Source organism: Herminiimonas sp. GW821-FHT09C12, assembly GCF_059416385.1.
Genome location: NZ_JBWKPC010000002.1, coordinates 374,715 through 396,445, shown reverse-complemented (window position 1 = coordinate 396,445; position 21,731 = coordinate 374,715). Strand labels below are relative to the sequence as shown.

Sequence of the window (21,731 nt, the reverse complement as noted above, 5' to 3'; positions counted from 1 at the left end):
CTTAGCCTTTTTCCGGCTACCTGAATTCGGCAACCATGTTCGTTGTGGATTGTGTGGACAAATCGCTGCTTTGTAAAGAAAAACGAGGAACTCATTTTGACAATTTGCAGCATGACCGGCTATGCCGTCACTACCCATGAGACCAGCAGTGGCACCTTGACCATAGAGGTCAAAAGCGTCAACTCGCGCTTCCTTGATTTGCAATTTCGCATCAATGACGACTTGCGCGCACTGGAACCAGTGTTGCGTGAAGCCATCATGGCACGTGCCACCCGCGGCAAAGTTGAATGCCGTTTAAGCTTTGGCCGCAAGGTCGCAGTTGGTGCAACGCAGGCATTGAATGCCACAGCGCTCGGCGCACTGGCAACCCTGCAGGCCGATATTCGCCAACATTTTGCCGATGCAGCACCTTTATCGGTCAATGAATTACTGCGCTGGCCTGGTGTCATCGAAGAAGCTGAAATGAGCCAGGATACGTTGCAAGCCGATGTCACTGCAGCGATACAAACAACCATGAACGCTTTCGTAGAAAGCCGCGAACGCGAAGGTAATGCGCTACAAACCATGCTGCTGTCGCGCGTCAGCGATCTGGAAGCAATCGTACAACGCATCACGCCGCTAATCCCGCAAGTCGTCGCGCAGTTTCAGCAAAAAGCGACGGAGCGCATGCAGGAAGCACTCGGCCTCGCCGTCAAGAATGGTGAAAGCAATGCTCAACCGACCATCACGCGCGAAGAAGCACTGGATCGCATCCGCCAGGAAGTCACGCTGTACGGCATACGCGTCGATGTCGCAGAAGAACTGACACGTTTGGCAGCACATTTGAGCGAAACCCGCACCATCCTGAAAAAAGGTGGCCAAGTCGGCAAACGCCTGGATTTCATGATGCAGGAGCTCAATCGCGAAGCCAATACCGTCGGCTCCAAAGCCGCGGTCAAGGAATTATCCGATGCATCGATGGCAATGAAGTTACTGATCGAGCAAATGCGCGAGCAAGTTCAGAATCTGGAATAAATCCGGCATAGGGCAACATCAAGCAGCGCTACAATCTTTTGCGTAACTTGCCACTTTAACTATTATCCATTCATCAAGGACAACGATGTCTGAGCAACCCACTTCTTCCGGCAGCCTGTTTTTAGTCGTTGCGCCGTCTGGCGCCGGCAAATCCAGCCTGGTCAACGCCCTGCTGCAACAGGAACCGAGCATCAAACTGTCGATTTCCTACACTACCCGCCCACCACGCCCGGGCGAGCAGCATGGTCGCGAATACTTCTTTACCAGCCCGGAAGACTTTTTGGCACGCCGCCATACCGATGAATTCCTCGAGTCTGCCGAAGTATTTGGCAACTATTACGGCACTTCCCGCATACAAATTGCTGACCAAATGGCCGCTGGCACCGATGTTTTGCTGGAAATCGACTGGCAAGGCGCGCAGCAGGTGAAGAAGCAATTCCCGCATGCTGTAGGCATTTTTATCCTGCCACCGTCCATTGCTGCATTGGAAGAGCGTCTGAAAAAGCGCGGACAAGACGAAGACCACGTAATTACGCGCCGAATTCTCGCTGCCGGCGGCGAAATCGCCCACGCTTCGGAGTTCGAATATGTTATTATCAATCAAGAGTTTACAGTTGCTTTAGCCGAGTTAAGCGCGATCGTAAAAGCCACACGTTGTCGTTTTGCACAACAATCAACTCGGAACGCATCCCTGTTCGCCCAATTGGGCATTCATGCCAATTTAAGCTGATATCGTATTTTTAGGAGCACGTATGGCCCGCATTACCATTGAAGATTGCCTCAAACACATCCCTAATCGCTTTCAATTGACATTGTCCGCGACATATCGCGCACGTCAGTTGCTGCAAGGTCACACACCTAAGGTTGATGCTAAAGACAAACCAACCGTTATCGCTCTGCGTGAAATCGCAGCAGGCCATATCGGCATTGAAATGTTGAAAAAAGTCCCAAGCTAATTAACTCCTTCTGCTAACCGCGATGCGGCTGATAAGCTATCAGTATGAACCTGACACCTACAGATTCAACAGCATCCATCGCTTCAAATAACCGAGCGGTTTCCGATCGCTCGGCCAAAACTCAGCAGAAAAAAACAGCATCAACGACAACGCCCGCACCTGTTCCAGGTGTGGCATCTGTTACGCAACTCACCACCAAACTCGCTGAATACCTGACACCTTCTGAATTGAAGAAGGTCAAGGAAGCCTATCGCTTCTCGGATGAGGCGCATCTCGGTCAAATGCGTATGTCGGGCGAGCCGTATATCTCGCACCCTATCGCTGTCGCTGAAATCTGCGCAGATTGGAAGCTGGACGCGCAAGCCATCATGGCAGCGTTGTTGCATGATGTGATGGAAGACCAAGACGTCAGAAAAGATGAGCTGATCGAACGCTTCGGCGCACCGGTCGCCAATATTGTCGACGGCCTTTCCAAGCTGGAGAAACTGGAATTCCAGAGCCAGGTCGAGGCGCAAGCTGAAAATTTCCGCAAGATGCTGCTGGCGATGGCACGCGATGTGCGCGTCATCCTCATCAAGCTGGCCGACCGCCTGCACAATATGCGCACACTCGGCTCGATGGCACCGGTCAAGAAGCGCCGTATCGCCCGCGAAACGATGGAAGTCTATGTGCCGATTGCACACCGACTTGGCCTGAACAATATCTATCGTGAACTGCAGGATCTCGCCTTCTCGCATCTGTATCCGATGCGTTACAAAACGCTGGGCAAAGCAGTCAAGGCTGCGCGCGGCAATCGTCGCGAAGTGGTCAGCAAGATTCTGGAATCGGTCAACAATACGCTGGATGCCACCGGTATCACTGCGCAAGTCTACGGCCGTGAAAAAACGCTATACGGCATTTATACGAAGATGCTGCACAAGCGTCTGTCGTTCTCGCAAGTGCTGGATATCTACGGCTTCCGCGTCGTGGTCGACAGTTTTGCAAATTGTTATGTCGCGCTTGGCACTTTGCACGCCTTGTTCAAACCAATGCCAGGCAAGTTCAAGGATTACATTGCGATCCCGAAACTGAACGGCTATCAATCGTTGCACACCACGTTGATCGGTCCTTACGGCACGCCTATCGAATTCCAGATCCGTACACAAGACATGCATCGCGTGGCCGAATCCGGCGTGGCAGCGCACTGGCTGTACAAGGATGATGAAGGCAGCTTGTCCGATCTGCAACAGCGCACGCACGCATGGCTGCAATCCTTGCTCGACATTCAGAAACAGACTGGCGACTCCGCCGAGTTTCTGGAACACGTCAAGGTCGATCTGTTTCCCGATTCGGTTTATGTATTCACGCCGAAATCGAAGATCATCGCTTTGCCGCGCGGCGCGACTGCGCTCGATTTCGCTTATACGATTCATACCGATATCGGCGATCAGACGATTGCGGTCAAAATCAACCTGGAACAAGTACCACTACGCACAGAACTGCGTAACGGCGATATCGTCGAAATCATCACCTCGCCTACTTCGCGCCCTAATCCTAATTGGTTGGGCTTTGTGCGTACCGGCAAGGCACGTTCGGCGATCCGACATCATCTGCGCACCATCAATGCAACTGAATCGATCGAACTTGGTCGCCGCTTGTTGTCACAAGCATTAGTCACACTGAATCTGAATCCCGAATTACCAACACCTGTGACCGAACGTTTGCTAAATGAGTCGAGCGCCAAATCGCTGGATGATCTCTATGCAGATATCGGTGTCGGCAAACGTATGGCTGCATTGGTTGCACGCCATATTCTCGGCATGGTCGAGAACGATCAATTAGTGCCACGGCCGCAAGTTGATGCCAACGGCGAAGTCTTGCCGAATAAAATTGATCCTGTTGTTATTTATGGCAGCGAAGGTATTTCTGTCCAATTGGCATCATGTTGTCAGCCTATTCCGGGCGACGCCATCATCGGCCAGATGAAACGCGATCAAGGCTTGACGATACACACGCACGATTGTGACGTAGCAAGAAGACAGCGTTCAAAAGAACCTGATCGCTGGATAGACGTGACCTGGGGCTCTGACATTGATCGCCGCTTCGATTGCAGCATCACACTGCTGGCACGCAATGAAAAAGGTATCCTGGCACGCGTCGCGGCCGAGATCAGCGAATCTGATTCCAACATCACGCATGTCGGTATGGATGAAGATAAAGATCACATGATTACGTATCTGCATTTCACGGTGCAAGTTGAAGACCGTGTACATCTCGCTCGCCTCATGCGCAATCTGCGCGCCATTCCTGGCGTTACTCGCTTGCTACGAGACAAGGGCTGATCCTGCCTCGCCGGCACCTTAAGCAGGTGCCGGGTAAGTCACTTCCAGAATAAGCAACTCTTCCACACCGCCTGGTGTTTTCAAGGTAATGGTATCGCCTTCGCGTGCCTTGGTCAGCGCGCGTGCAACTGGCGATATCCAGCTGATTTTTCCATTGAGCGGATCCAGTTCATCGATACCCAATATCGTGACGGTATGTTCCTCACCCGCTTGCGTTTCGTACTTCACCGTCGCGCCAAAGAAGATCTGATCGCTGCCGTGATGAATACTTGGATCCACAATCTCGGCCAGATCCAGACGCTTGGTCAAGAAGCGTATCCGCCCATCGATCTGCCGCAAACGCCGCTTGCCGTAAATATAATCACCATTCTCGGAACGATCACCATTCGATGCCGCCCAGGAAACGATTTGCACCACTTCAGGCCTGTCGACATCGATCAACTTCAGCAGCTCGGTTTTCATCCGTAGATGACCTTGCGGCGTCATGTAATTCTTTGTGCCCGCAGGAATGGCTGGCGCGCTATTCTCGCCATCATCGTCATCATTTTCAGTGGTATTTGCTTGATTCGTCATAAGCCTATTTTAACGTCATGCAGCCATGACATTAAGGTGATCCTGTTTATTTGAGGCCACTCGAGTTGAGTATGTAAAAATTTTGTAGGGATATGCAAACAAGAATGCAAGATGAGTCACGCCTATGCGGTGCTCCATCTTGCAATAAGGGAATTACATTGAATCAGGCCTGACCTTAAGCCTGATAGTTACTTCACACGCGGCTTGATACGTTATTGCTCCACTCGAATGCCGACAACTGTAGCGCATACAGATCTTCGATCGACAATCCCAATTTTTGCAATGTCGGAATCAGCAAAGCACCGGTCTTTTCTATCTGTTCAATATATTCGGCAAGCTTGAGCAAATCGCCATAGAAACCTTTGCGATACAGCAAGGCATCACTGACTTCTTCTACTACCGCCACCTGCTCCAGAATGTCTGCCATCGATTGGCCAAACAAGGTATCCATCAAGGACATGATGCCGACCGTGAACGCGGTATCTGCCATGGCGCGATGATCAGGACGGAGTTTTTCGGTAATCAGTTCCAGCAGTTTGCCGCGGGTGGTAGCCAATTGCAAAAGAGGCGAAGTGAAGTGACTACCCTTGTTATGTTCCGCGTAAAGAATGATTTGCAACCAGCGCTGTAATTGGCGACGGCCAAGTACTGTTAATGCCTGCCCCAAGGAATCGATACGCTGCGTGACACCTACACCTGGCGTATTGGCCAAGCGCAGCAGCGTCAGCACTAGCGATGCATCCTTCTTGATGTTGCACTCAATTTCAGACGTATCTGCATCGGCAACAACCAAAGTCATCAACTGCAAGATCGCCAGTTGAGACGGCGCGAGTTTTTTACCGGAAAGAATGACGGGACGCGCAAAGTAATAGCCTTGGAAATAATGAAAACCAAGTTCCATGCAATCCTGGAATTGTTCGATTGTCTCGACTTTTTCCGCCAACAGCACCTTGCCATCCAGACGGAAATGTTCAGCCAACTTAGCCAGCTCGCCCTTGCTCATGCCGGTGATATCGATCTTGATGATTTTGACCAAGGGCAGTAATTTCTGCAGCGCGTCTGAGTGGGAAATTACATCGTCCAGCGCAAACGTAAAGCCTTGATCCACCAACTCGGATACACGCTCGACCAGATCATGCGTAATCTCTACCGTCTCAAGAATTTCCAGCACTACTTTTTCACACGGAAGGAAATTAACAAAGTCGCACATGAGTACTGCGGCATCAACGTTGAAGAAACCTAAGGAGTTGCCGATCACGTTATCTATGCCTAGCTCGGAAGCATGCGCGATCACCGAAGCAGTTGCGGCCAGATCATCCACCACATTGGCAGGCCCAGATGAGGCGCGACGAAACAGAAGTTCGTAAGCGACCAGATTCTGATCGTTGTTCAATATGGGCTGTCTCGCGAGGAAGAACTCCTTCACACGAGGTTGATCATCAGGCAGGTGCTGATTGAGATTGGTGATCATCAAGATTGTTGTCTCTGCTTATTGAACAGAACGCATGGATCAACCCCAACGCGTCTTTGTTACACCTTGAAAAAACAACCGCTGCGCTGAGCACCGCGATGTTCACGTTCGATCCAACATGCGATGCATCTATACCGGCATCTTTATTTTTATTCTCTAGCCTGATCGTGCAATATGGATTTGCAAGGTACCGCAGAACTTGCCTCTTGAAATAAAAACACAGCTAATCCAAGCGGAACTGATGCAAACCAATTTTGGCCCATTATTCCGTTAATATTTCTGACGCGCAAGTATTCTGCTCGTCATGCGATTTCCGCCTGCTTAGCTGTGGTTTTTCAGTGCAAAATTTACAAGACGAGCGTCTATTGTTTACACGCGTCGGGTTCCGGTGTAGGGCGCGACTGTTGTGCCGGACTCCAAAGTAAAGCCAGCTCCCGAATCGCCACCCAAAGTCGAGACCAGATACGGCATCAACTCGCGCAACATCGGCTCCAGCGTCCATGGCGGGTTATGTACAAACATTCCGCTGCTGTGCAGACCGAATCCATCTGGCGATGGTGTGGTGACAGACAAGGTGACATTGAGCCAGCCATTGGCGGTCAGACGTTTTAATTTGTCTGGCATCTGGCGCGATTCCAGGCGATTAAGCACTGGGTACCAAACAGCGTAGGTACCGGTTGCAAAACGCGTCAAGGCATCAGATACCGTCTGCACGACGCTACGGTAATCGCTCTTGTCTTCATACGGCGGATCGATCAGCACCAAAGCCCGGCGCGATGGCGGTGGCAACAAGGCTTTCAGTCCGAGGAAGCCGTTGGCACGATCTATCATGATGCGCTTGCCGCGCACTGTTGGGCGTCTGCCCTGCTCTGCGGCATGTGCTTCCAGTTTGCGGAAATTGTCTGCAAGCAGCTTGCTATCGGCTGGATGCAGTTCAAACAGACGCAAACGATCTTGTTCGCGCATGACGCTATCCGCACAATACGGCGAACCAGGGTAATAGCGCATCTTGCCGCTCGGGTTCAAGTCTCTGACGATTTGCACATACTCAGCCAGCGGCGCAGGCAAGTCCTTGCGATCCCACAGCTTGGCGATACCTGTTGCGAATTCGGCATTTTTCGCAGCATAAGCACTATCGAGCGCGTACACGCCAGCACCCGCGTGGGTGTCGATGTACATATACGACGTGTCTTTTTGATTCATGTATTTAAGCAACTGAATCTGAACCAGATGCTTGAGTACATCGGCGTGATTGCCTGCGTGGAAGGCATGACGGTAACTCAACATAAGGGATGTCTATCTTGGCAAGAATGAGGGAAGGAAAATCGCGCGGCGAAGTCAGCGCGACTCAATAATGCGCCATTCTAACAATTACCGGCTTGAATACATACGATTACCGCGTATACGGCCAGCGCGGCCTGTCCAGGAAAAGCACGCCGAACAATACAAAACGGGCACAGAGACTGTTCTCTGTGCCCGTTTCTGATGAGTAAAACAACTTTGCTTAAGCTGCTTGCTGCTGTGTCGCCACTTCCTCACGCAGAGTGCGTGCTGCCAGCACCATATTTTCCAATGCAGCAGTGGTTTCCGGCCAGCCACGGGTCTTCAGGCCGCAATCCGGATTGACCCACAGGCGTTGATCAGGAATCACGCCACGCGCCTTGCGTAGCAGACGCTGCATTTCAGCAACTTGCGGGACACGCGGCGAATGGATGTCGTAGACGCCAGGACCGATATCATTTGGATAAGCAAACTTACCGAAACCATCGAGCAATTCCATATCCGAGCGCGAAGTTTCAATCGTGATCACATCGGCATCCATCGCAGCGATCCACGGCAGAATGTCATTGAACTCCGAATAGCACATGTGAGTATGAATCTGCGTATCGTCCTGCACGCCGGATGCGCTGATGCGGAATGCCTTCACCGCCCAATCCAGGTAATGCGCCCAATCAGCAGCTTTCAAGGGCAAGCCTTCGCGGAATGCAGGTTCATCGATCTGTATCATGCCGATGCCGGCTTTTTCCAGATCCACGACTTCATCACGCAAAGCCAATGCGATTTGCAAGGCAGTCTGATCACGCGGTTGATCGTCACGTACGAAAGACCATTGCAACATCGTGACCGGACCAGTCAGCATGCCCTTCATCGGTTTCGAAGTCAGGCTTTGCGCAAACTCGCTCCAACCGACTGTCATTGCTTCCGGACGATAGACGTCGCCGTAGATGAATGGCGGTTTGACGCAACGTGAGCCGTAGCTTTGTACCCAGCCATTCGCGGTAAAGGCATAGCCCCACAATTGTTCACCGAAGTACTCGACCATGTCGTTACGTTCCGGCTCGCCGTGTACCAACACGTCCAGACCAATTTCTTCCTGCTTCTGCACGACCATGCGCACTTCATCGCGCATGCGATTCAGGTAATCCAGATGACCGATCTCGCCACGTTTGTATTGCGCACGCGCCTGACGGATATCTGCTGTTTGCGGGAAAGAACCGATGTTAGTCGTCGGGAAAGCAGGCAAGTTGAAACGCGCTTGCTGCTTGACGATGCGATCGGCAAAGACGTTATTGCGGTCGGCAGAAATCGTATCGATCTGGCTCAAGCGCTTTTGCACCAAAGGATTGTGAATGCGCGGCGAAATCTTGCGCGCAGCAACGGCCAACGCAGCGGATTTGAATTGCGCCTCAACTTCTTTCTCTTCGCCATTCAATGCACGTTTGAGCACAGTAATCTCCGACACTTTTTGCGTCGCAAATGCGAGCCAACCTTTAAGCTCTTCATCCAGTTTATTTTCATTCGCCAAATCGACCGGCACGTGCAACAGCGAACAACTTGCGCTGACCCACAAACGATCACCCAGCGTTGCCTGCAAAGGCTTCAACAACGCCAATGCAGTATCCAGATCGGCGCGCCAGATATTACGACCATCGACGATACCAGCCGACAGCACGCGGTATTGCGGCCAGTCTTTCAAGAATTCAGACAATTGACCGGCGCCACGCACCAGATCCAGATGTACGCCAGCAACCGGCAAGCTGCGCAACAAGGCGCTGTGTTCGCGCACTTGATCGAAGTAAGTTGCCAATAACAATTTAGGCGCTGCAGGTGACAGTGTTTTGTAGGTCGGCTCAAATGCATCGCGCCATGCGGCATCCAGTTCCAGTGCCAAAATTGGTTCATCAATCTGCACCCACTCGACACCTGCATCCTGCAAGCGCTTCAATACCTTTTGGTAACCGGCAACGACTTTAGGCAACAGATCCAGCTTGTTTGCGATACCAGACTTGATCTTGCCGAGATAGAGCAGGCTCAATGGACCGACCAACGTGACCTTGGTTTTATGACCGAGCGCAACAGCTTCTGCATTTTCTTCAAACAGCCAATCGACACCACCGTCGAAGCTGACATCAGCTGTAAACTCCGGTACCAGATAGTGGTAGTTGGTATCAAACCACTTGGTCATCTCCATCGCAAAATGCTCGGGATTGCCGCGTGCCAGCGTGAAGTAATCGGCCAGCGTGAGTTTTTTCGGATCGAATTTGAAGCGGGTCGGCACTGCACCGAGCAAGGCTAGCGTGTTCAACACCTGGTCATACCAGGCAAAATCGCCTACCGAAACATAGTCCAGCCCGGCTTCCGCCTGGATCGCCCAGTGACGCTGACGCAAGGTCTTGCCGGTTTCCTGCAATGCAGCCAGTGCGGTATCGCCACGCCAGAATGATTCAACGGCGAACTTCAGTTCGCGCTGCGCCCCGATGCGGGGAAAACCCAAGATATGCGCCTTTGCCATGCCCAACTCCAATGTAGATTTTTGAAGCTTGCCATGTTGCGCGCAGATGAACTATGATTCAAACGATAAATATTCAGATTCATCATGAGCAAAATTCATAATGCAATCCATCCTTGAACTACGGCACCTGAAAACTTTGCTGGCCCTACGCGAGGCAGGCAATCTGCTGCGCGCGGCGGCTCTGCTCAATGTCACACAATCTGCTTTATCCCATCAAATCAAGCAGTTGGAAGATCATCACGGTACTCAGCTATTCGAACGCAAGTCGACGCCGGTGCGTTTCACCCCGGCTGGCGAGCGTTTATTAAAACTGGCAGATACCGTCTTGCCGCAAGTTGCCGAAACCGAACGCGACTTGGTGCGCCTGGCTCAAGGCGTCGCCGGTCAGTTACGCATTGCGGTCGAGTGTCATACCTGCTTCGACTGGCTGATGCCGGCGATGGATGTATTCCGCGGGCGCTGGCCGGAAGTCGAGCTCGACATCGTCTCCGGCTTCCAAGCCGATCCGGTCGGTCTGCTGTATGAACATAAAGCCGACGTCGCCATCGTGGCCGAAATCGACCCTGACGAAAAAGTCGATTACCACGCGCTCTTCCGTTTTGAAATCGTCGCCTTGGTCGCGCACGACCATCCGCTGGCAGGCAAGGAATTTCTGACAGCGGAGGATTTCATCGGCGATACGCTGATTACCTACCCTGTGCCTGACGATATGCTGGACGTTGTGCGACAGGTATTGAAACCTGCCGGCGTAAAAGTTGAACGCCGCACCACCGAGCTAACGGTCGCGATGTTGCAACTGGTCGCTAGCCGACGTGGCATTGCAACGCTGCCGGTATGGGCTGCGCAGAATTATCTGAATCGGAATTACGTGCTGGCAAAACGGATTACGGCGGAAGGATTGACCGGCCGTCTGTATGCAGCATGTCTGCCCGAGACATCGGCAAAACCTTATCTGGCGGATTTCGTAGCAACAACGCGAGAGAGTTGTTATTTGAATCTGGATAGCGTGGAGTTGCTATGATCATCAAGTAACTGACATGCAATGTGCTCACGATCCATTGAGCAGCGCCAATCCGACATCTGAACGACAGTGTGATGGGAGTCAAGGACTACATGCAACCGCTGAACTTTCTCAGAGAATTATCAGGAAAAAATAGAATGCATCGCGCCAATCAACAACTTGGCGTAGCACTCGCGTTTGTTGCAGGAGCTGTCAATGCAGGCGGCTTTCTGGCGGTACATCAATACACATCGCACATGACAGGCTTCATGTCCGCAGTGTCCGATAATCTGATCGTAGGGAATGCAATATTGGTCATCGCAGGCATAGGATCAATGATCTCTTTTGTCAGCGGCGCAGCAGCGACTGCGATCATGGTCAACTGGGCACGGCACCGAAATTTGCACAGCACCTATGCCATCGTCCTCATTGCAGAAGCCATGCTTCTGCTGCTGTTTGGCCTGCTTGGTGCCAACCTCGACGCCTATCTTGACATTACGGTGCCGCTCACTGTGATCCTGCTCTGCTTCATTATGGGCCTGCAAAACGCCGTCATGACCAAGATGTCAGATGCCAGCATACGCGCCACACACCTGACCGGCGTAGTCACCGATCTCGGTATCGAACTCGGAAAAATGCTTTACTGGAATCACAGACATGCCAGAAATGCAGAAGGCTATGTACGCGCACGACATGAAAAAATGTTCTTTTATAGCGCCCTTCTTGCGATGTTTTTTATCGGTGGGATTCTGGGTGCAGTAGGCTTCAAATATATTGGCTACAGCACCGTGCTGCCACTCGCGCTAGTTTTGTTTATTATTGCGTTGATACCGCTCGTTGATGATGCAGTAGTTCGCTTTCGAGACTTGCGAACTTAGTGCGACATAAGCTTGCATAGTGCGAAAAACTGTAGCGCCGTCCACAGCAGATTAACTTTTAAAAAATTATGTTAAGAGCTTTATTTCGCTAATATCTAATCCAGGTTAAATCAATATTTCACTTAAAAGAGAATTGATTATGTCTACAGGTACCGTACAACTACATCGTGTTCTCCGTGCACCACCAGAACGTGTATATCGTGCATTTTTGAATGCCGACGCAATAGAAAAATGGCTGCCGCCTTACGGTTTTACATGCAAGGTTCACCACATGGAATCCAAAGTCGGTGGAACATTCAAAATGTCATTCTCTAATTTCAACACGGGTAACGGACATTCTTTCGGTGGTGAGTATCTCGAACTTGTTCCACACGAAAAAATTCGCTACACGGATAAATTCGATGATCCGAACTTACCCGGTGAAATACAAGTGACTGTGGTTTTAACCAAAGTCTTATGCGGAACCGAAATCAAGATCGTACAAGCAGGAATCCCTGAAGTAATCCCAGTAGAGATGTGCTATCTCGGCTGGCAGGAATCACTGCTTCAACTTGCTACACTCGTCGAACCTGAGATCCCAAGTTAGTGATCACGGCAGCATGGGCTAACGTTTTATCAGCCCAATCTCCAAAGAAACAAATCCAATCATCACAAGAATAAGGGGATAGAGTGAGGTAAAACTTGACGACGCAAAATCGCAGAAAACGCCGTCGCAACATTTGCATGACTTGCATGTAAGATGGAGTCGGATGATTCACTCAAACACGGTGCATCAATGTCCTCACTCAACGTCTCCACGCCATTCCTCGCCTTTGCCGAAGAAATCATCGGCACGGCATCACCATTACGCAACGCCATCACCAGCGCCTACCGCCGCAATGAAGTCGACGCAGTGCAGGACTTGCTCTCGCAGATCAAAGTCGATCCCGCATTACAAATAGCAACGCAAACGCTGGCACAGCGTTTGGTAGAAACCGTGCGTGCCAAACGTAGCCGCTCCTCAGGCGTAGATGCATTGATGCATGAATTTTCGTTGTCGTCGGAAGAAGGTGTTGCGCTAATGTGTCTGGCTGAAGCGCTGTTGCGCATTCCCGATCATCAAACTGCAGATCGTTTAATCGCAGACAAAATCAGCAAAGGCGACTGGCAGCGCCATCTGGGTGAGTCACCATCGCTATTCGTCAATGCGGCAACCTGGGGCTTGCTCATCACAGGTAAATTGGTCAGCCATACCAGCGAACACGGACTGAGCGCTGCACTCACACGCTTGATCAATAAAGGTGGCGAACCATTGATACGCAAAGGCGTAGATCTCGCCATGCGCATGCTGGGTAATCAATTCGTCGCCGGGCGCAATATAGAAGAAGCGCTAGACAACGGCCGCGAGCATGAAGAACGTGGTTATCGCTACTCCTACGATATGTTGGGCGAAGCGGCGATGACGGCAGCGGATGCCGAAACTTACTATCTGTCCTATGTCTCAGCCATACACGCGATAGGCCAGGCCAGCGATGGACGCGGCATCAGAAATGGCCCTGGTATTTCAGTCAAATTATCAGCCTTGCATCCGCGCTATACACGTGCACAGCGCACACGCGTGATACAGGAATTAATACCGCGCTTGAAAGAACTGGCGCTGCTGGCAAAGCAATACGATATCGGTCTCAACATCGATGCAGAAGAAGCTGATCGACTCGAACTGTCGCTGGACTTGATGGAAGTACTCGCCTTCGATCCAGAGTTAGCTGATTTCGACGGCATAGGCTTCGTCGTGCAGGCATATCAAAAACGCTGCCCTTACGTCATTGATTATCTGATTGACCTCGCACATCGCAGCCATCGAAAATTCATGGTGCGTCTGGTCAAGGGCGCGTACTGGGATACAGAAATCAAGCGCGCGCAAGTTGATGGCTTATCCGGTTATCCCGTCTATACACACAAGGTCTATACCGATCTTTCCTACCTTGTCTGTACGCAAAAACTGCTGGCAGCCAACGATGTCATTTATCCGCAATTCGCCACTCACAATGCGCTGACACTCGCCGCGATTTATCAACAGGCACAAGCGATGCAGGTGACAGATTATGAGTTCCAATGTCTGCATGGCATGGGAGAAACTCTGTACGACCAGATCGTAGGTAACGACAATGTAAATGTACCTTGCCGCATTTATGCACCTGTCGGTTCGCATGAAACGCTACTCGCCTATCTGGTACGACGTCTGCTGGAAAATGGTGCGAACTCGTCCTTCGTTAATCAAATCGTCGACGAGAAGATAAGCACGGCCGATTTGCTGCAAGACCCGGTCACGCTCGCGACAAAGTTCGGCGGGCAGCCCCATCCTGCCATCACTTTGCCACGCGATTTATACGGCACGGAGAGATGCAATTCCAGCGGTATAGATTTAAACGATGAACATGCATTGCGCGATCTCAGTAAGGCTTTAAGCACATACGGCAAGAAAAAATGGCATGCGCTGCCGCTGATCGGCCACGCTGTATCCACATCGCGTAGCAATGTACGCAATCCCGCAGATCATACGGATGTAATTGGTACCGTAGTGCAAGCAAGTGCCAGCGATGTAGAACAGGCGTTGAACTATGCGGCATCTGGTGCGAGCGCGTGGCAAGCAAAGCCAGCGCAAGAACGCGCTGCTATATTGATACACGCCGCAGATTTATTCCAAAACCATTCGACCGAACTGATTGCGCTGGCTATACGCGAAGCCGGCAAGACCTTACCGAACGCCATAGGCGAGTTGCGTGAAGCAATTGATTTTTTGCGCTATTACAGTATGCAGGCCATCGTATCTGAAACAGCGCTGCCACTCGGGCTGGTAGTGTGCATCAGTCCGTGGAATTTCCCTTTATCGATATTCACAGGCCAGCTCAGCGCCGCGCTGGCGGCCGGTAATGTAGTACTCGCGAAACCGGCAGAGCAAACGCCATTAATTGCCTTCCGCGCCGTGCAGCTCTTGCATCAGGCCGGTGTGCCGGAAAACGCGCTACTGTTTCTGCCCGGCCGTGGCGAAACCATAGGTGCCCAACTGGTTGCAGATGCGCGCGTAGCCGCAGTCGTCTTTACCGGCTCGACACAAGTCGCACAAAGCATCAATCGCAAACTGGTACAGCGCAGCATCAATGAGGATAGAGACATTCCATTGATCGCAGAAACCGGCGGGCAAAATGCGATGATTGTTGACTCGTCAGCATTGTGTGAACAAGTAGTGCGCGACGTCATCAGTTCTGCTTTCGACAGCGCTGGCCAGCGCTGCTCTGCCCTACGCGTGCTATGCCTGCAAACCGATATCGCCGAACAAACGCTGCACATGCTGAATGGTGCAATTGAAGAATTGCAGATAGGTAGTCCGGATCGCCTAGCTACGGATATTGGCCCTGTGATCGATGCAGATGCACAAGAGCATCTGCAGGCTTATATCAAGCAAGCAGAACACGCAGCCAAGCTGATCAGACAACTGCCATTACAGGCAACAACTGCATCCGGTACTTTCGTCGCGCCGTGCATTATTGAAATTTCCAGCATCATCGAACTGCAGCGTGAAGTTTTTGGACCGGTACTGCATGTATTACGCTATCGCCGCGACGACTTGCCACAACTGATCAAGGATATCAATGCGACTGGCTTTGGACTCACGCTGGGCATACATACACGCATCGATGAGACCATAGACTACGTGGTGAGCCATGCGCATGTCGGCAATATCTATGTGAACCGAAATATCGTCGGCGCTGTAGTCGGCGTACAGCCTTTCGGCGGCGAAGGCCTGTCTGGCACAGGTCCGAAAGCCGGTGGACCGCTATATCTGAAACGCCTGCAACAAGAAAGCGCCAACGTTGCGGATATAGAAAAAACGGCAAAAGAAGATTTGATTGAAACGCAGCAAATCCAGACCGCGTTAGCAGAATTCCTGTCATGGAGCCTAGCGCATAAGCAACAAGAACTCAGTGAGTTGATCGCTGACTATGCGCGCACCAGCCTGTTTGGAAAGACCATACAATTACATGGCGTCACCGGCGAACTGAATACCTTACACTTCAGTGCGCGTGGTCTCGTCTTATGCGTCGCAGAAACAACACCTGCCTTGCTGAATCAATTAGCCGCTGCTTACGCGAGCGGCAATCAAGTCGTGTTATTGCAAAACACTGCACTGCTCGTACCTACAGATTTCCCTGCGAGTTTACACGCCAGCATGACGATTATCGAATATCAGCACGAATGCAAAGAGTTAAGACTCACCCTGCTGGAACGTGTGCAACATCACACCGATTTACGCACAACACTGGCTGCACGAGAAGGTGCCATCGTGCCTGTCGTGACAACAAACTTCCCGCAGGCCATCCCACTGTGGCGTCTCGTTACCGAACGTGCACTCTGCATCAACACTACGGCTGCTGGTGGCAATGCCAGCCTAATGACGATCAGTACCTGAATCCTGCCAATAAAAAAGCCCGCCATGTTCATCACATGGCGGGCTTTACTTATAGGCCTACTTACAACTTTACTGCTTTTTGGTGAATATCAATTCACTGTCTCTCACGTCAACTGATATCACATCCTTAGGCCCAAACCTTCCTTCCAAAATTGCCTTGGACAAAGGATTTTCAATCCGTTGCTGAATCGCACGTTTCAAAGGACGTGCGCCATACACAGGATCGAAACCGGCTTCTGCGATTTTCTGCAACGCATCTTCCGATACATCCATGGACATATCCATACGTGCCAAACGTTGTTCCAGTGTTGCCAACTGGATCTTCGCAATCGAGCCGATGTTTTTCTCATCCAGCGCATGGAACACAACGATCTCATCGATACGGTTGATGAACTCTGGACGGAAATGACCTTGCACTTCGGCCATCACCGCCATCTTGATCAATGCAGGATCGCTACCTTCCATCGACTGTATCCTGTGCGAGCCAAGATTCGATGTCATCACGATCACCGTATTCTTGAAATCGACAGTGCGTCCCTGTCCATCCGTCATGCGACCATCGTCCAACACTTGCAGCAATACATTGAAGACGTCTGGATGCGCCTTCTCGATCTCATCGAGCAGGATCACGCAGTACGGCTTGCGACGTACAGCTTCGGTCAGATAACCACCCTCTTCGTAACCGACATAACCTGGAGGCGCACCAATCAAACGTGCGACCGAATGCTTCTCCATGAATTCGCTCATGTCGATACGAATCAGTGAATCTTCGGTGTCAAACATGAAGGACGCCAGCGCCTTGCATAACTCGGTTTTACCAACCCCGGTTGGGCCGAGGAACATGAAGGAACCATATGGCCTATCAGGGTCACCCAGACCTGCACGTGAACGACGGATCGCATCGGAGACTGCAACAATTGCTTCATGCTGACCAACCACGCGCTTGTGCAAAGCATCTTCCATCTGCAGCAGTTTTTCGCGCTCGCCCGTCATCATGCGCGAGACCGGAATACCGGTTGCACGCGAGACGACTTCAGCAATTTCTTCCGCGCCGACTTGAGTTCTCACCAGCTTCGGTTTGCCTGCAGAAGCTTCGCCTTTCACTGCATTTTTCAGTTGTGCTTCCAACTGCGGCAAAGTGCCGTACTGCAGCTCGGAGACGCGTTGCCAATCGCTCTTGCGCGTTGCATCTTCCATCTGCAGACGCACTTTTTCAATTTCTTCTCTGATGTGCTGACCACCTTGCGCAGCAGACTTCTCGGCCTTCCAGACTTCTTCCAGATCGGCATATTCGCGACCCAGGCGTTCAATCTCTTCCTCAATCAAGGCCAGACGTTTTTGCGAAGCTTCGTCTTTCTCTTTCTTGATGGCTTCGCGCTCGATCTTCAACTGAATGACGCGACGATCTAGCTTGTCCATCACTTCCGGTTTGGAGTCGAGTTCTATCTTGATCTTGGATGCGGCTTCATCGATCAGATCGATGGCTTTATCCGGCAAGAAGCGATCAGTAATGTAGCGATGCGACAGCTCCGCTGCTGCGACTATCGCAGGGTCGGTAATATCTACACCGTGATGCACTTCGTATTTTTCTTGCAGACCGCGCAGGATCGCGATCGTTGCTTCCACAGTCGGTTCAGCAACGATGATTTTCTGGAAGCGACGCTCCAGCGCAGCATCTTTCTCGATATATTTCCGGTATTCGTCCAGCGTGGTTGCGCCTACGCAGTGCAGCTCGCCACGTGCCAAAGCAGGCTTGAGCATATTGCCCGCATCCATTGCACCTTCAGCCTTGCCTGCACCGACCAGCGTATGCATCTCGTCGATGAAAACGATGGTTTGACCTTCATCCTGCGCCAGTTCATTCAGCACAGCTTTCAGGCGCTCTTCGAATTCACCGCGATACTTGGCACCGGCCAGTAGCGATGCCATATCGAGCGACAGTACGCGTTTTCCTTTCAGGCTTTCCGGTACTTCGCCGTTGACGATACGTTGCGCCAAACCTTCGACGATGGCGGTTTTACCCACGCCTGGTTCGCCTATCAATACAGGATTGTTTTTAGAACGACGTTGCAAGATCTGGATGGCGCGACGAATTTCATCGTCACGGCCGATCACTGGATCGAGCTTGCCGATACGTGCGCGCTCGGTCAGATCGAGCGTGTATTTTTTCAAAGCTTCGCGTTGGCCTTCGCCTTCAGCCGAATCGACTTTCGCGCCGCCGCGTATGGTTTTGATTGCGGCTTCCAGAGCCTTGCGCGTCAAGCCGTTTTCGCGTGCGATCTTGCCTGCTTCCGATTTGTCTTCGGTCAGCGCCAGCAATAGCATTTCAGTGGCGATGAACTGATCGCCGTGCATCTGGGCTTCCTTGTCCGCCAGATTCAACAATGAGGTCAGCTCACGCCCAACCTGCACCTCACCACCGTTGCCAGATACCTTGGGCAAACGATCCAGTGCGCTCTTCAGAGAGGTCACCATGCCGTTGATATTCGCACCGGCACGTTGCAGCAGCGAACGCGTGCTGCTGTCGTCCTGGCTTAACAGGGCGACCAACACGTGTACGGGTTCTATATATTGATTGTCGTTGCCTACTGCATGGCTTTGCGCATCAGCGAGCGCTTCCTGCAGTTTGGTTGTTAGTTTATCGAGACGCATTGCATACTCTCCCAAAGAAATTCATTCATGGAAAGAAAATTGGGCCAAGTAACCACTTTTCAAGGAGGGATTTTGGGTTAACTACATAAGCCCTATAACAGCTAGTGCAAATCAGGCAAATCTCGTCATCAGTTCGGCGAGCAGAAATCGTCGCCGTCTGGGTCAATAGTAGTCTATGCGGCGAGTGCGCGATAGGTGGCAAATCCGGCAATGCAGAATGCGATGGAACCTATTAAATGAAGTGCTGTGTGCGCCAAGGCCCACATATAGTCGCCACGTTGCAGTAACAGCACCGCTTCAGCCGAGAAGGTGGAAAACGTAGTCAAGCCGCCGAGAAAGCCTGTAATGGCGAATAGACGCCATTCTGGTGGCAGGCTGGGATGGCCGGTGAAGAATGCAACCGCGAGACCAACCAAATAGCCACCGACCAGATTGGCGGCCAAGGTTCCGATAGGCACATGGGTATTCATCATGTTGAACCAGATACCCAAACCCCAGCGCAACCATGCGCCAAGTGCCGCCCCTAAACCGACGGCCAGCCAGCTCATTTTGTCTTACCTGCGTTATCTGTCGGCAGCTTCCATTTCGCCAGCGCAGTATCGTCGGTCGTACGGGCGTCTACCCAGCGCGCACCTTGCGGCGTCTGTTCTTTCTTCCAGAACGGCGCATCGGTTTTCAGGTAATCGATGATGAATTCGCAGGCGGAAAATGCCTCACCGCGATGTGCAGATGTGACAGCGACTAAAACGATTTGTTCCAGCGGCAACAAAGGTCCGATGCGATGAATCACCAGCGCATCAAAAATAGGCCAGCGCGCCTTGGCTTGCTCGACAATATTCTGCAGGGCTTTTTCGGTCATGCCGGGATAATGTTCCAGCTCCATCTCAGCCACGCTGGAGCCGTCGTTCATATCGCGTACGGTACCGATAAAGGTCACGACTGCGCCGACCTGTGGGCTGTTCGCACGCAAATCAGCCACTTCCTTGCTGACATCAAAATCTTCGGCTTGAACACGAATTGGCATCTGCTCTGCTCCGTCCTGATCAGCCGCCGGTTACCGGAGGGAAAAAGGCAACTTCAGAACCCTCTTCGATAGGCGTATCTGCTTCCGTCATTTCCTGATTGTAGGCCATACGCAGCGAACGTCCGTCCGCCAGCACTTCTGCCCACACGCCACCACGCTCGCGCAGGAAAGCACGCACATCGCCAACCGTTTTTACATGTACAGGCACTGTGACGGACTCTTGTGTCACCTTCAGCGCTTCACGCACGCTGGCAAAAAATCGAAGTTGAATATTCATCTAAGTAATCAGTACATCAAATCGCTGAATGAAATAAAGCGCACGGTATCACCTGCGGCTATTGTTTTGCCTGGAGGATGATCGATCAAACCGTCGCCCCAAACGGTAGACGTCAATACGCCGGAGCTCTGGTTAGCGAATAAGTCGAGGCCACCTTCTGCATTGATTTTGGCACGCAGGAATTCATTGCGCTTGTCTGCCTTGTTCAAATTGAAATCGGCGCGCATCGCGTAGGCTTTGGGCGCTACATTTTCCACGCCTTGCAGACGCAAGATAAACGGACGCACAAACAGCAGGAATGTCACAAAGCTGGAAACGGGATTACCAGGCAAACCGAGGAAAAATGCTGTGCCGGATTTCTCAACGCGATTCACTTCACCGAATGCCAGTGGCTTGCCCGGCTTGACCGCGATCTGCCACATATTCAAATGCCCTTCGGCTTCGACCGCAGGCTTGATGTGGTCCTCTTCGCCGACAGACACGCCACCCGAAGTAATGATCAAATCATTCTCGGCAGCGGCACGGCGCAAGGTATCGCGCGTCGCGGCTAGCGTGTCGGGCACGATGCCGTAATCGCTGATCTCGCAACCGAGATTTTCCAGCAAGCCACGCAAGGTGAATTTATTCGAGTTATAGATCGCGCCCGGCTTCAATACATCACCCGGCATCGCGAGTTCGTCACCGGTAAAGAATACTGCGACACGCAATTTACGAACCACTGGCAATTGCGCCAAACCGACTGAAGCCGCCAAGCCCAACTCTTGCGCACGCAGACGCTGACCGACTGTCAGTATTGTGCTGCCAGAGCGAATATCTTCGCCCGCACGACGTATCCATTCACCGGATGCCGGTTTGTGTTTGACCGTCACCACATCACCATCCGCATCCTTAGCCGCGACGCAGACTTCCTGCATCACGACCGCATCAGCGCCTTGCGGAATCATGGCGCCGGTAAAGATGCGAGCAGCACAACCAGCTTCCAAAGGCTTGCCTACATGACCGGCTGGAATCCGCTGGCTGACACGCAATACAGCTTCACCGCTGACGCAATCAGCGGCACGTACTGCGTAACCATCCATTGACGTATTGTCGACAGGCGGAACGTTCAGTTGTGAATCCTGTGCGACCGCAAGTATGCGACCGTTCGCTTCCAGCGTCGGCAGGATTTCTGTCTCGGTAATTTTTTTCGCGGAGAAAAGAAGGAAGGTAAGTGCTTCAGCAACACTCAACAACGGTTTGGGTTCAGTCATGCTTGGCTCGATTATGGGTCATGGAACGATTGTAAGCGGAAGCACATCATCGCGCTCCGCTTGCCCCTATTC

Annotated in this window: 17 protein-coding genes; 8 read left to right on the top strand and 9 right to left on the bottom strand. The window is 51.8% G+C overall.

From position 1 onward, the window contains the following. Positions 1-111: 111 nt before the first annotated feature. The 4 genes from AC07N2_RS11760 (at position 112) to AC07N2_RS11745 (ending at position 4,291) form a co-directional block, all read left to right on the top strand. A complete protein-coding gene (locus AC07N2_RS11760) occupies positions 112-1,014 on the top strand; it encodes a YicC/YloC family endoribonuclease (protein ID WP_494779246.1) in 903 nt (300 codons plus the stop codon). Between the two features lie 85 nt (positions 1,015-1,099). After that, the gene (gene gmk / locus AC07N2_RS11755) at positions 1,100-1,744 is read left to right on the top strand and encodes a guanylate kinase (protein WP_076591725.1); all 645 of its coding nucleotides are present in this window, start codon (positions 1,100-1,102) and stop codon (positions 1,742-1,744) included. 22 nt (positions 1,745-1,766) lie between these two features. Continuing rightward, positions 1,767-1,970 (top strand): DNA-directed RNA polymerase subunit omega, encoded by a 204-nt coding sequence (rpoZ, locus tag AC07N2_RS11750; RefSeq protein WP_076591726.1) that lies wholly within the window; start codon positions 1,767-1,769, stop codon positions 1,968-1,970. A 44-nt stretch (positions 1,971-2,014) separates the two neighbouring features. Continuing rightward, a complete protein-coding gene (locus tag AC07N2_RS11745) occupies positions 2,015-4,291 on the top strand; it encodes a RelA/SpoT family protein (RefSeq protein ID WP_494778431.1) in 2,277 nt (758 codons plus the stop codon). A gap of 18 nt (positions 4,292-4,309) precedes the next feature. On the opposite strand, the gene greB is transcribed toward AC07N2_RS11745, so the two are convergent. The 4 genes from greB to metE all read right to left on the bottom strand — a co-directional run bounded on the left by greB (position 4,310) and on the right by metE (position 10,128). Next, positions 4,310-4,864: a transcription elongation factor GreB gene (gene greB / locus AC07N2_RS11740; protein WP_494778430.1), complete on the bottom strand. Its 555-nt coding sequence runs from the start codon at positions 4,862-4,864 to the stop codon at positions 4,310-4,312. A 193-nt stretch (positions 4,865-5,057) separates the two neighbouring features. Then, the gene (locus AC07N2_RS11735) at positions 5,058-6,335 is read right to left on the bottom strand and encodes an EAL and HDOD domain-containing protein (RefSeq protein WP_494779245.1); all 1,278 of its coding nucleotides are present in this window, start codon (positions 6,333-6,335) and stop codon (positions 5,058-5,060) included. 369 nt (positions 6,336-6,704) lie between these two features. Then, a complete protein-coding gene (locus AC07N2_RS11730; RefSeq protein ID WP_494778429.1) occupies positions 6,705-7,622 on the bottom strand; it encodes a 23S rRNA (adenine(2030)-N(6))-methyltransferase RlmJ in 918 nt (305 codons plus the stop codon). Between the two features lie 217 nt (positions 7,623-7,839). Beyond that, positions 7,840-10,128 carry a 5-methyltetrahydropteroyltriglutamate--homocysteine S-methyltransferase gene (gene metE / locus AC07N2_RS11725; protein WP_494778428.1) on the bottom strand — a complete coding sequence of 763 codons (2,289 nt, stop codon included), beginning with the start codon at positions 10,126-10,128 and terminating at the stop codon, positions 7,840-7,842. 100 nt (positions 10,129-10,228) lie between these two features. Here metE and AC07N2_RS11720 point away from each other — a divergent pair, with 100 nt between their 5' ends. The 4 genes from AC07N2_RS11720 to putA all read left to right on the top strand — a co-directional run bounded on the left by AC07N2_RS11720 (position 10,229) and on the right by putA (position 16,456). After that, complete coding sequence (locus AC07N2_RS11720; RefSeq protein WP_494778427.1) at positions 10,229-11,149, top strand: LysR family transcriptional regulator; 921 nt, start codon at positions 10,229-10,231, stop codon at positions 11,147-11,149. Positions 11,150-11,286: 137 nt separating this feature from the next. After that, positions 11,287-12,006, top strand: a complete 720-nt coding sequence (locus AC07N2_RS11715) for a YoaK family protein (protein ID WP_494778426.1) — start codon at positions 11,287-11,289, stop codon at positions 12,004-12,006. A gap of 139 nt (positions 12,007-12,145) precedes the next feature. After that, positions 12,146-12,592 carry an SRPBCC family protein gene (locus tag AC07N2_RS11710; RefSeq protein WP_494778425.1) on the top strand — a complete coding sequence of 149 codons (447 nt, stop codon included), beginning with the start codon at positions 12,146-12,148 and terminating at the stop codon, positions 12,590-12,592. Between the two features lie 189 nt (positions 12,593-12,781). Further along, positions 12,782-16,456, top strand: a complete 3,675-nt coding sequence (gene putA, locus AC07N2_RS11705; protein WP_494778424.1) for a trifunctional transcriptional regulator/proline dehydrogenase/L-glutamate gamma-semialdehyde dehydrogenase — start codon at positions 12,782-12,784, stop codon at positions 16,454-16,456. A gap of 69 nt (positions 16,457-16,525) precedes the next feature. On the opposite strand, the gene clpB is transcribed toward putA, so the two are convergent. From clpB to AC07N2_RS11680, 5 genes are all read right to left on the bottom strand, one after another. Further along, the gene (clpB, locus tag AC07N2_RS11700) at positions 16,526-19,108 is read right to left on the bottom strand and encodes an ATP-dependent chaperone ClpB (protein WP_494778423.1); all 2,583 of its coding nucleotides are present in this window, start codon (positions 19,106-19,108) and stop codon (positions 16,526-16,528) included. Between the two features lie 173 nt (positions 19,109-19,281). Continuing rightward, positions 19,282-19,656 carry a fluoride efflux transporter CrcB gene (gene crcB, locus AC07N2_RS11695; RefSeq protein WP_494778422.1) on the bottom strand — a complete coding sequence of 125 codons (375 nt, stop codon included), beginning with the start codon at positions 19,654-19,656 and terminating at the stop codon, positions 19,282-19,284. Beyond that, complete coding sequence (gene moaE / locus AC07N2_RS11690) at positions 19,653-20,132, bottom strand: molybdopterin synthase catalytic subunit MoaE (RefSeq protein ID WP_494778421.1); 480 nt, start codon at positions 20,130-20,132, stop codon at positions 19,653-19,655. Before moaE ends, crcB begins: the two co-directional genes overlap by 4 nt. 19 nt (positions 20,133-20,151) lie before the next feature. Beyond that, positions 20,152-20,409 (bottom strand): molybdopterin converting factor subunit 1, encoded by a 258-nt coding sequence (gene moaD, locus AC07N2_RS11685; protein WP_494778420.1) that lies wholly within the window; start codon positions 20,407-20,409, stop codon positions 20,152-20,154. A gap of 8 nt (positions 20,410-20,417) precedes the next feature. Continuing rightward, a complete protein-coding gene (locus tag AC07N2_RS11680; protein WP_494778419.1) occupies positions 20,418-21,659 on the bottom strand; it encodes a molybdopterin molybdotransferase MoeA in 1,242 nt (413 codons plus the stop codon). Positions 21,660-21,731 lie beyond the last annotated feature (72 nt).

Excerpts from the sequence above, each read along its gene's own strand:
- AC07N2_RS11760 (WP_494779246.1), top strand. The coding sequence starts at position 112 with ATGACCGGCTATGCCGTCACTACCCATGAGACCAGCAGTGGCACCTTG.
- gmk (WP_076591725.1), top strand. The coding sequence starts at position 1,100 with ATGTCTGAGCAACCCACTTCTTCCGGCAGCCTGTTTTTAGTCGTTGCG.
- rpoZ (WP_076591726.1), top strand. The coding sequence starts at position 1,767 with ATGGCCCGCATTACCATTGAAGATTGCCTCAAACACATCCCTAATCGC.
- AC07N2_RS11745 (WP_494778431.1), top strand. The coding sequence starts at position 2,015 with ATGAACCTGACACCTACAGATTCAACAGCATCCATCGCTTCAAATAAC.
- greB (WP_494778430.1), bottom strand. The coding sequence starts at position 4,864 with ATGACGAATCAAGCAAATACCACTGAAAATGATGACGATGATGGCGAG.
- AC07N2_RS11735 (WP_494779245.1), bottom strand. The coding sequence starts at position 6,335 with ATGATCACCAATCTCAATCAGCACCTGCCTGATGATCAACCTCGTGTG.
- AC07N2_RS11730 (WP_494778429.1), bottom strand. The coding sequence starts at position 7,622 with ATGTTGAGTTACCGTCATGCCTTCCACGCAGGCAATCACGCCGATGTA.
- metE (WP_494778428.1), bottom strand. The coding sequence starts at position 10,128 with ATGGCAAAGGCGCATATCTTGGGTTTTCCCCGCATCGGGGCGCAGCGC.
- AC07N2_RS11720 (WP_494778427.1), top strand. The coding sequence starts at position 10,229 with ATGCAATCCATCCTTGAACTACGGCACCTGAAAACTTTGCTGGCCCTA.
- AC07N2_RS11715 (WP_494778426.1), top strand. The coding sequence starts at position 11,287 with ATGCATCGCGCCAATCAACAACTTGGCGTAGCACTCGCGTTTGTTGCA.
- AC07N2_RS11710 (WP_494778425.1), top strand. The coding sequence starts at position 12,146 with ATGTCTACAGGTACCGTACAACTACATCGTGTTCTCCGTGCACCACCA.
- putA (WP_494778424.1), top strand. The coding sequence starts at position 12,782 with ATGTCCTCACTCAACGTCTCCACGCCATTCCTCGCCTTTGCCGAAGAA.
- clpB (WP_494778423.1), bottom strand. The coding sequence starts at position 19,108 with ATGCGTCTCGATAAACTAACAACCAAACTGCAGGAAGCGCTCGCTGAT.
- crcB (WP_494778422.1), bottom strand. The coding sequence starts at position 19,656 with ATGAGCTGGCTGGCCGTCGGTTTAGGGGCGGCACTTGGCGCATGGTTG.
- moaE (WP_494778421.1), bottom strand. The coding sequence starts at position 20,132 with ATGCCAATTCGTGTTCAAGCCGAAGATTTTGATGTCAGCAAGGAAGTG.
- moaD (WP_494778420.1), bottom strand. The coding sequence starts at position 20,409 with ATGAATATTCAACTTCGATTTTTTGCCAGCGTGCGTGAAGCGCTGAAG.
- AC07N2_RS11680 (WP_494778419.1), bottom strand. The coding sequence starts at position 21,659 with ATGACTGAACCCAAACCGTTGTTGAGTGTTGCTGAAGCACTTACCTTC.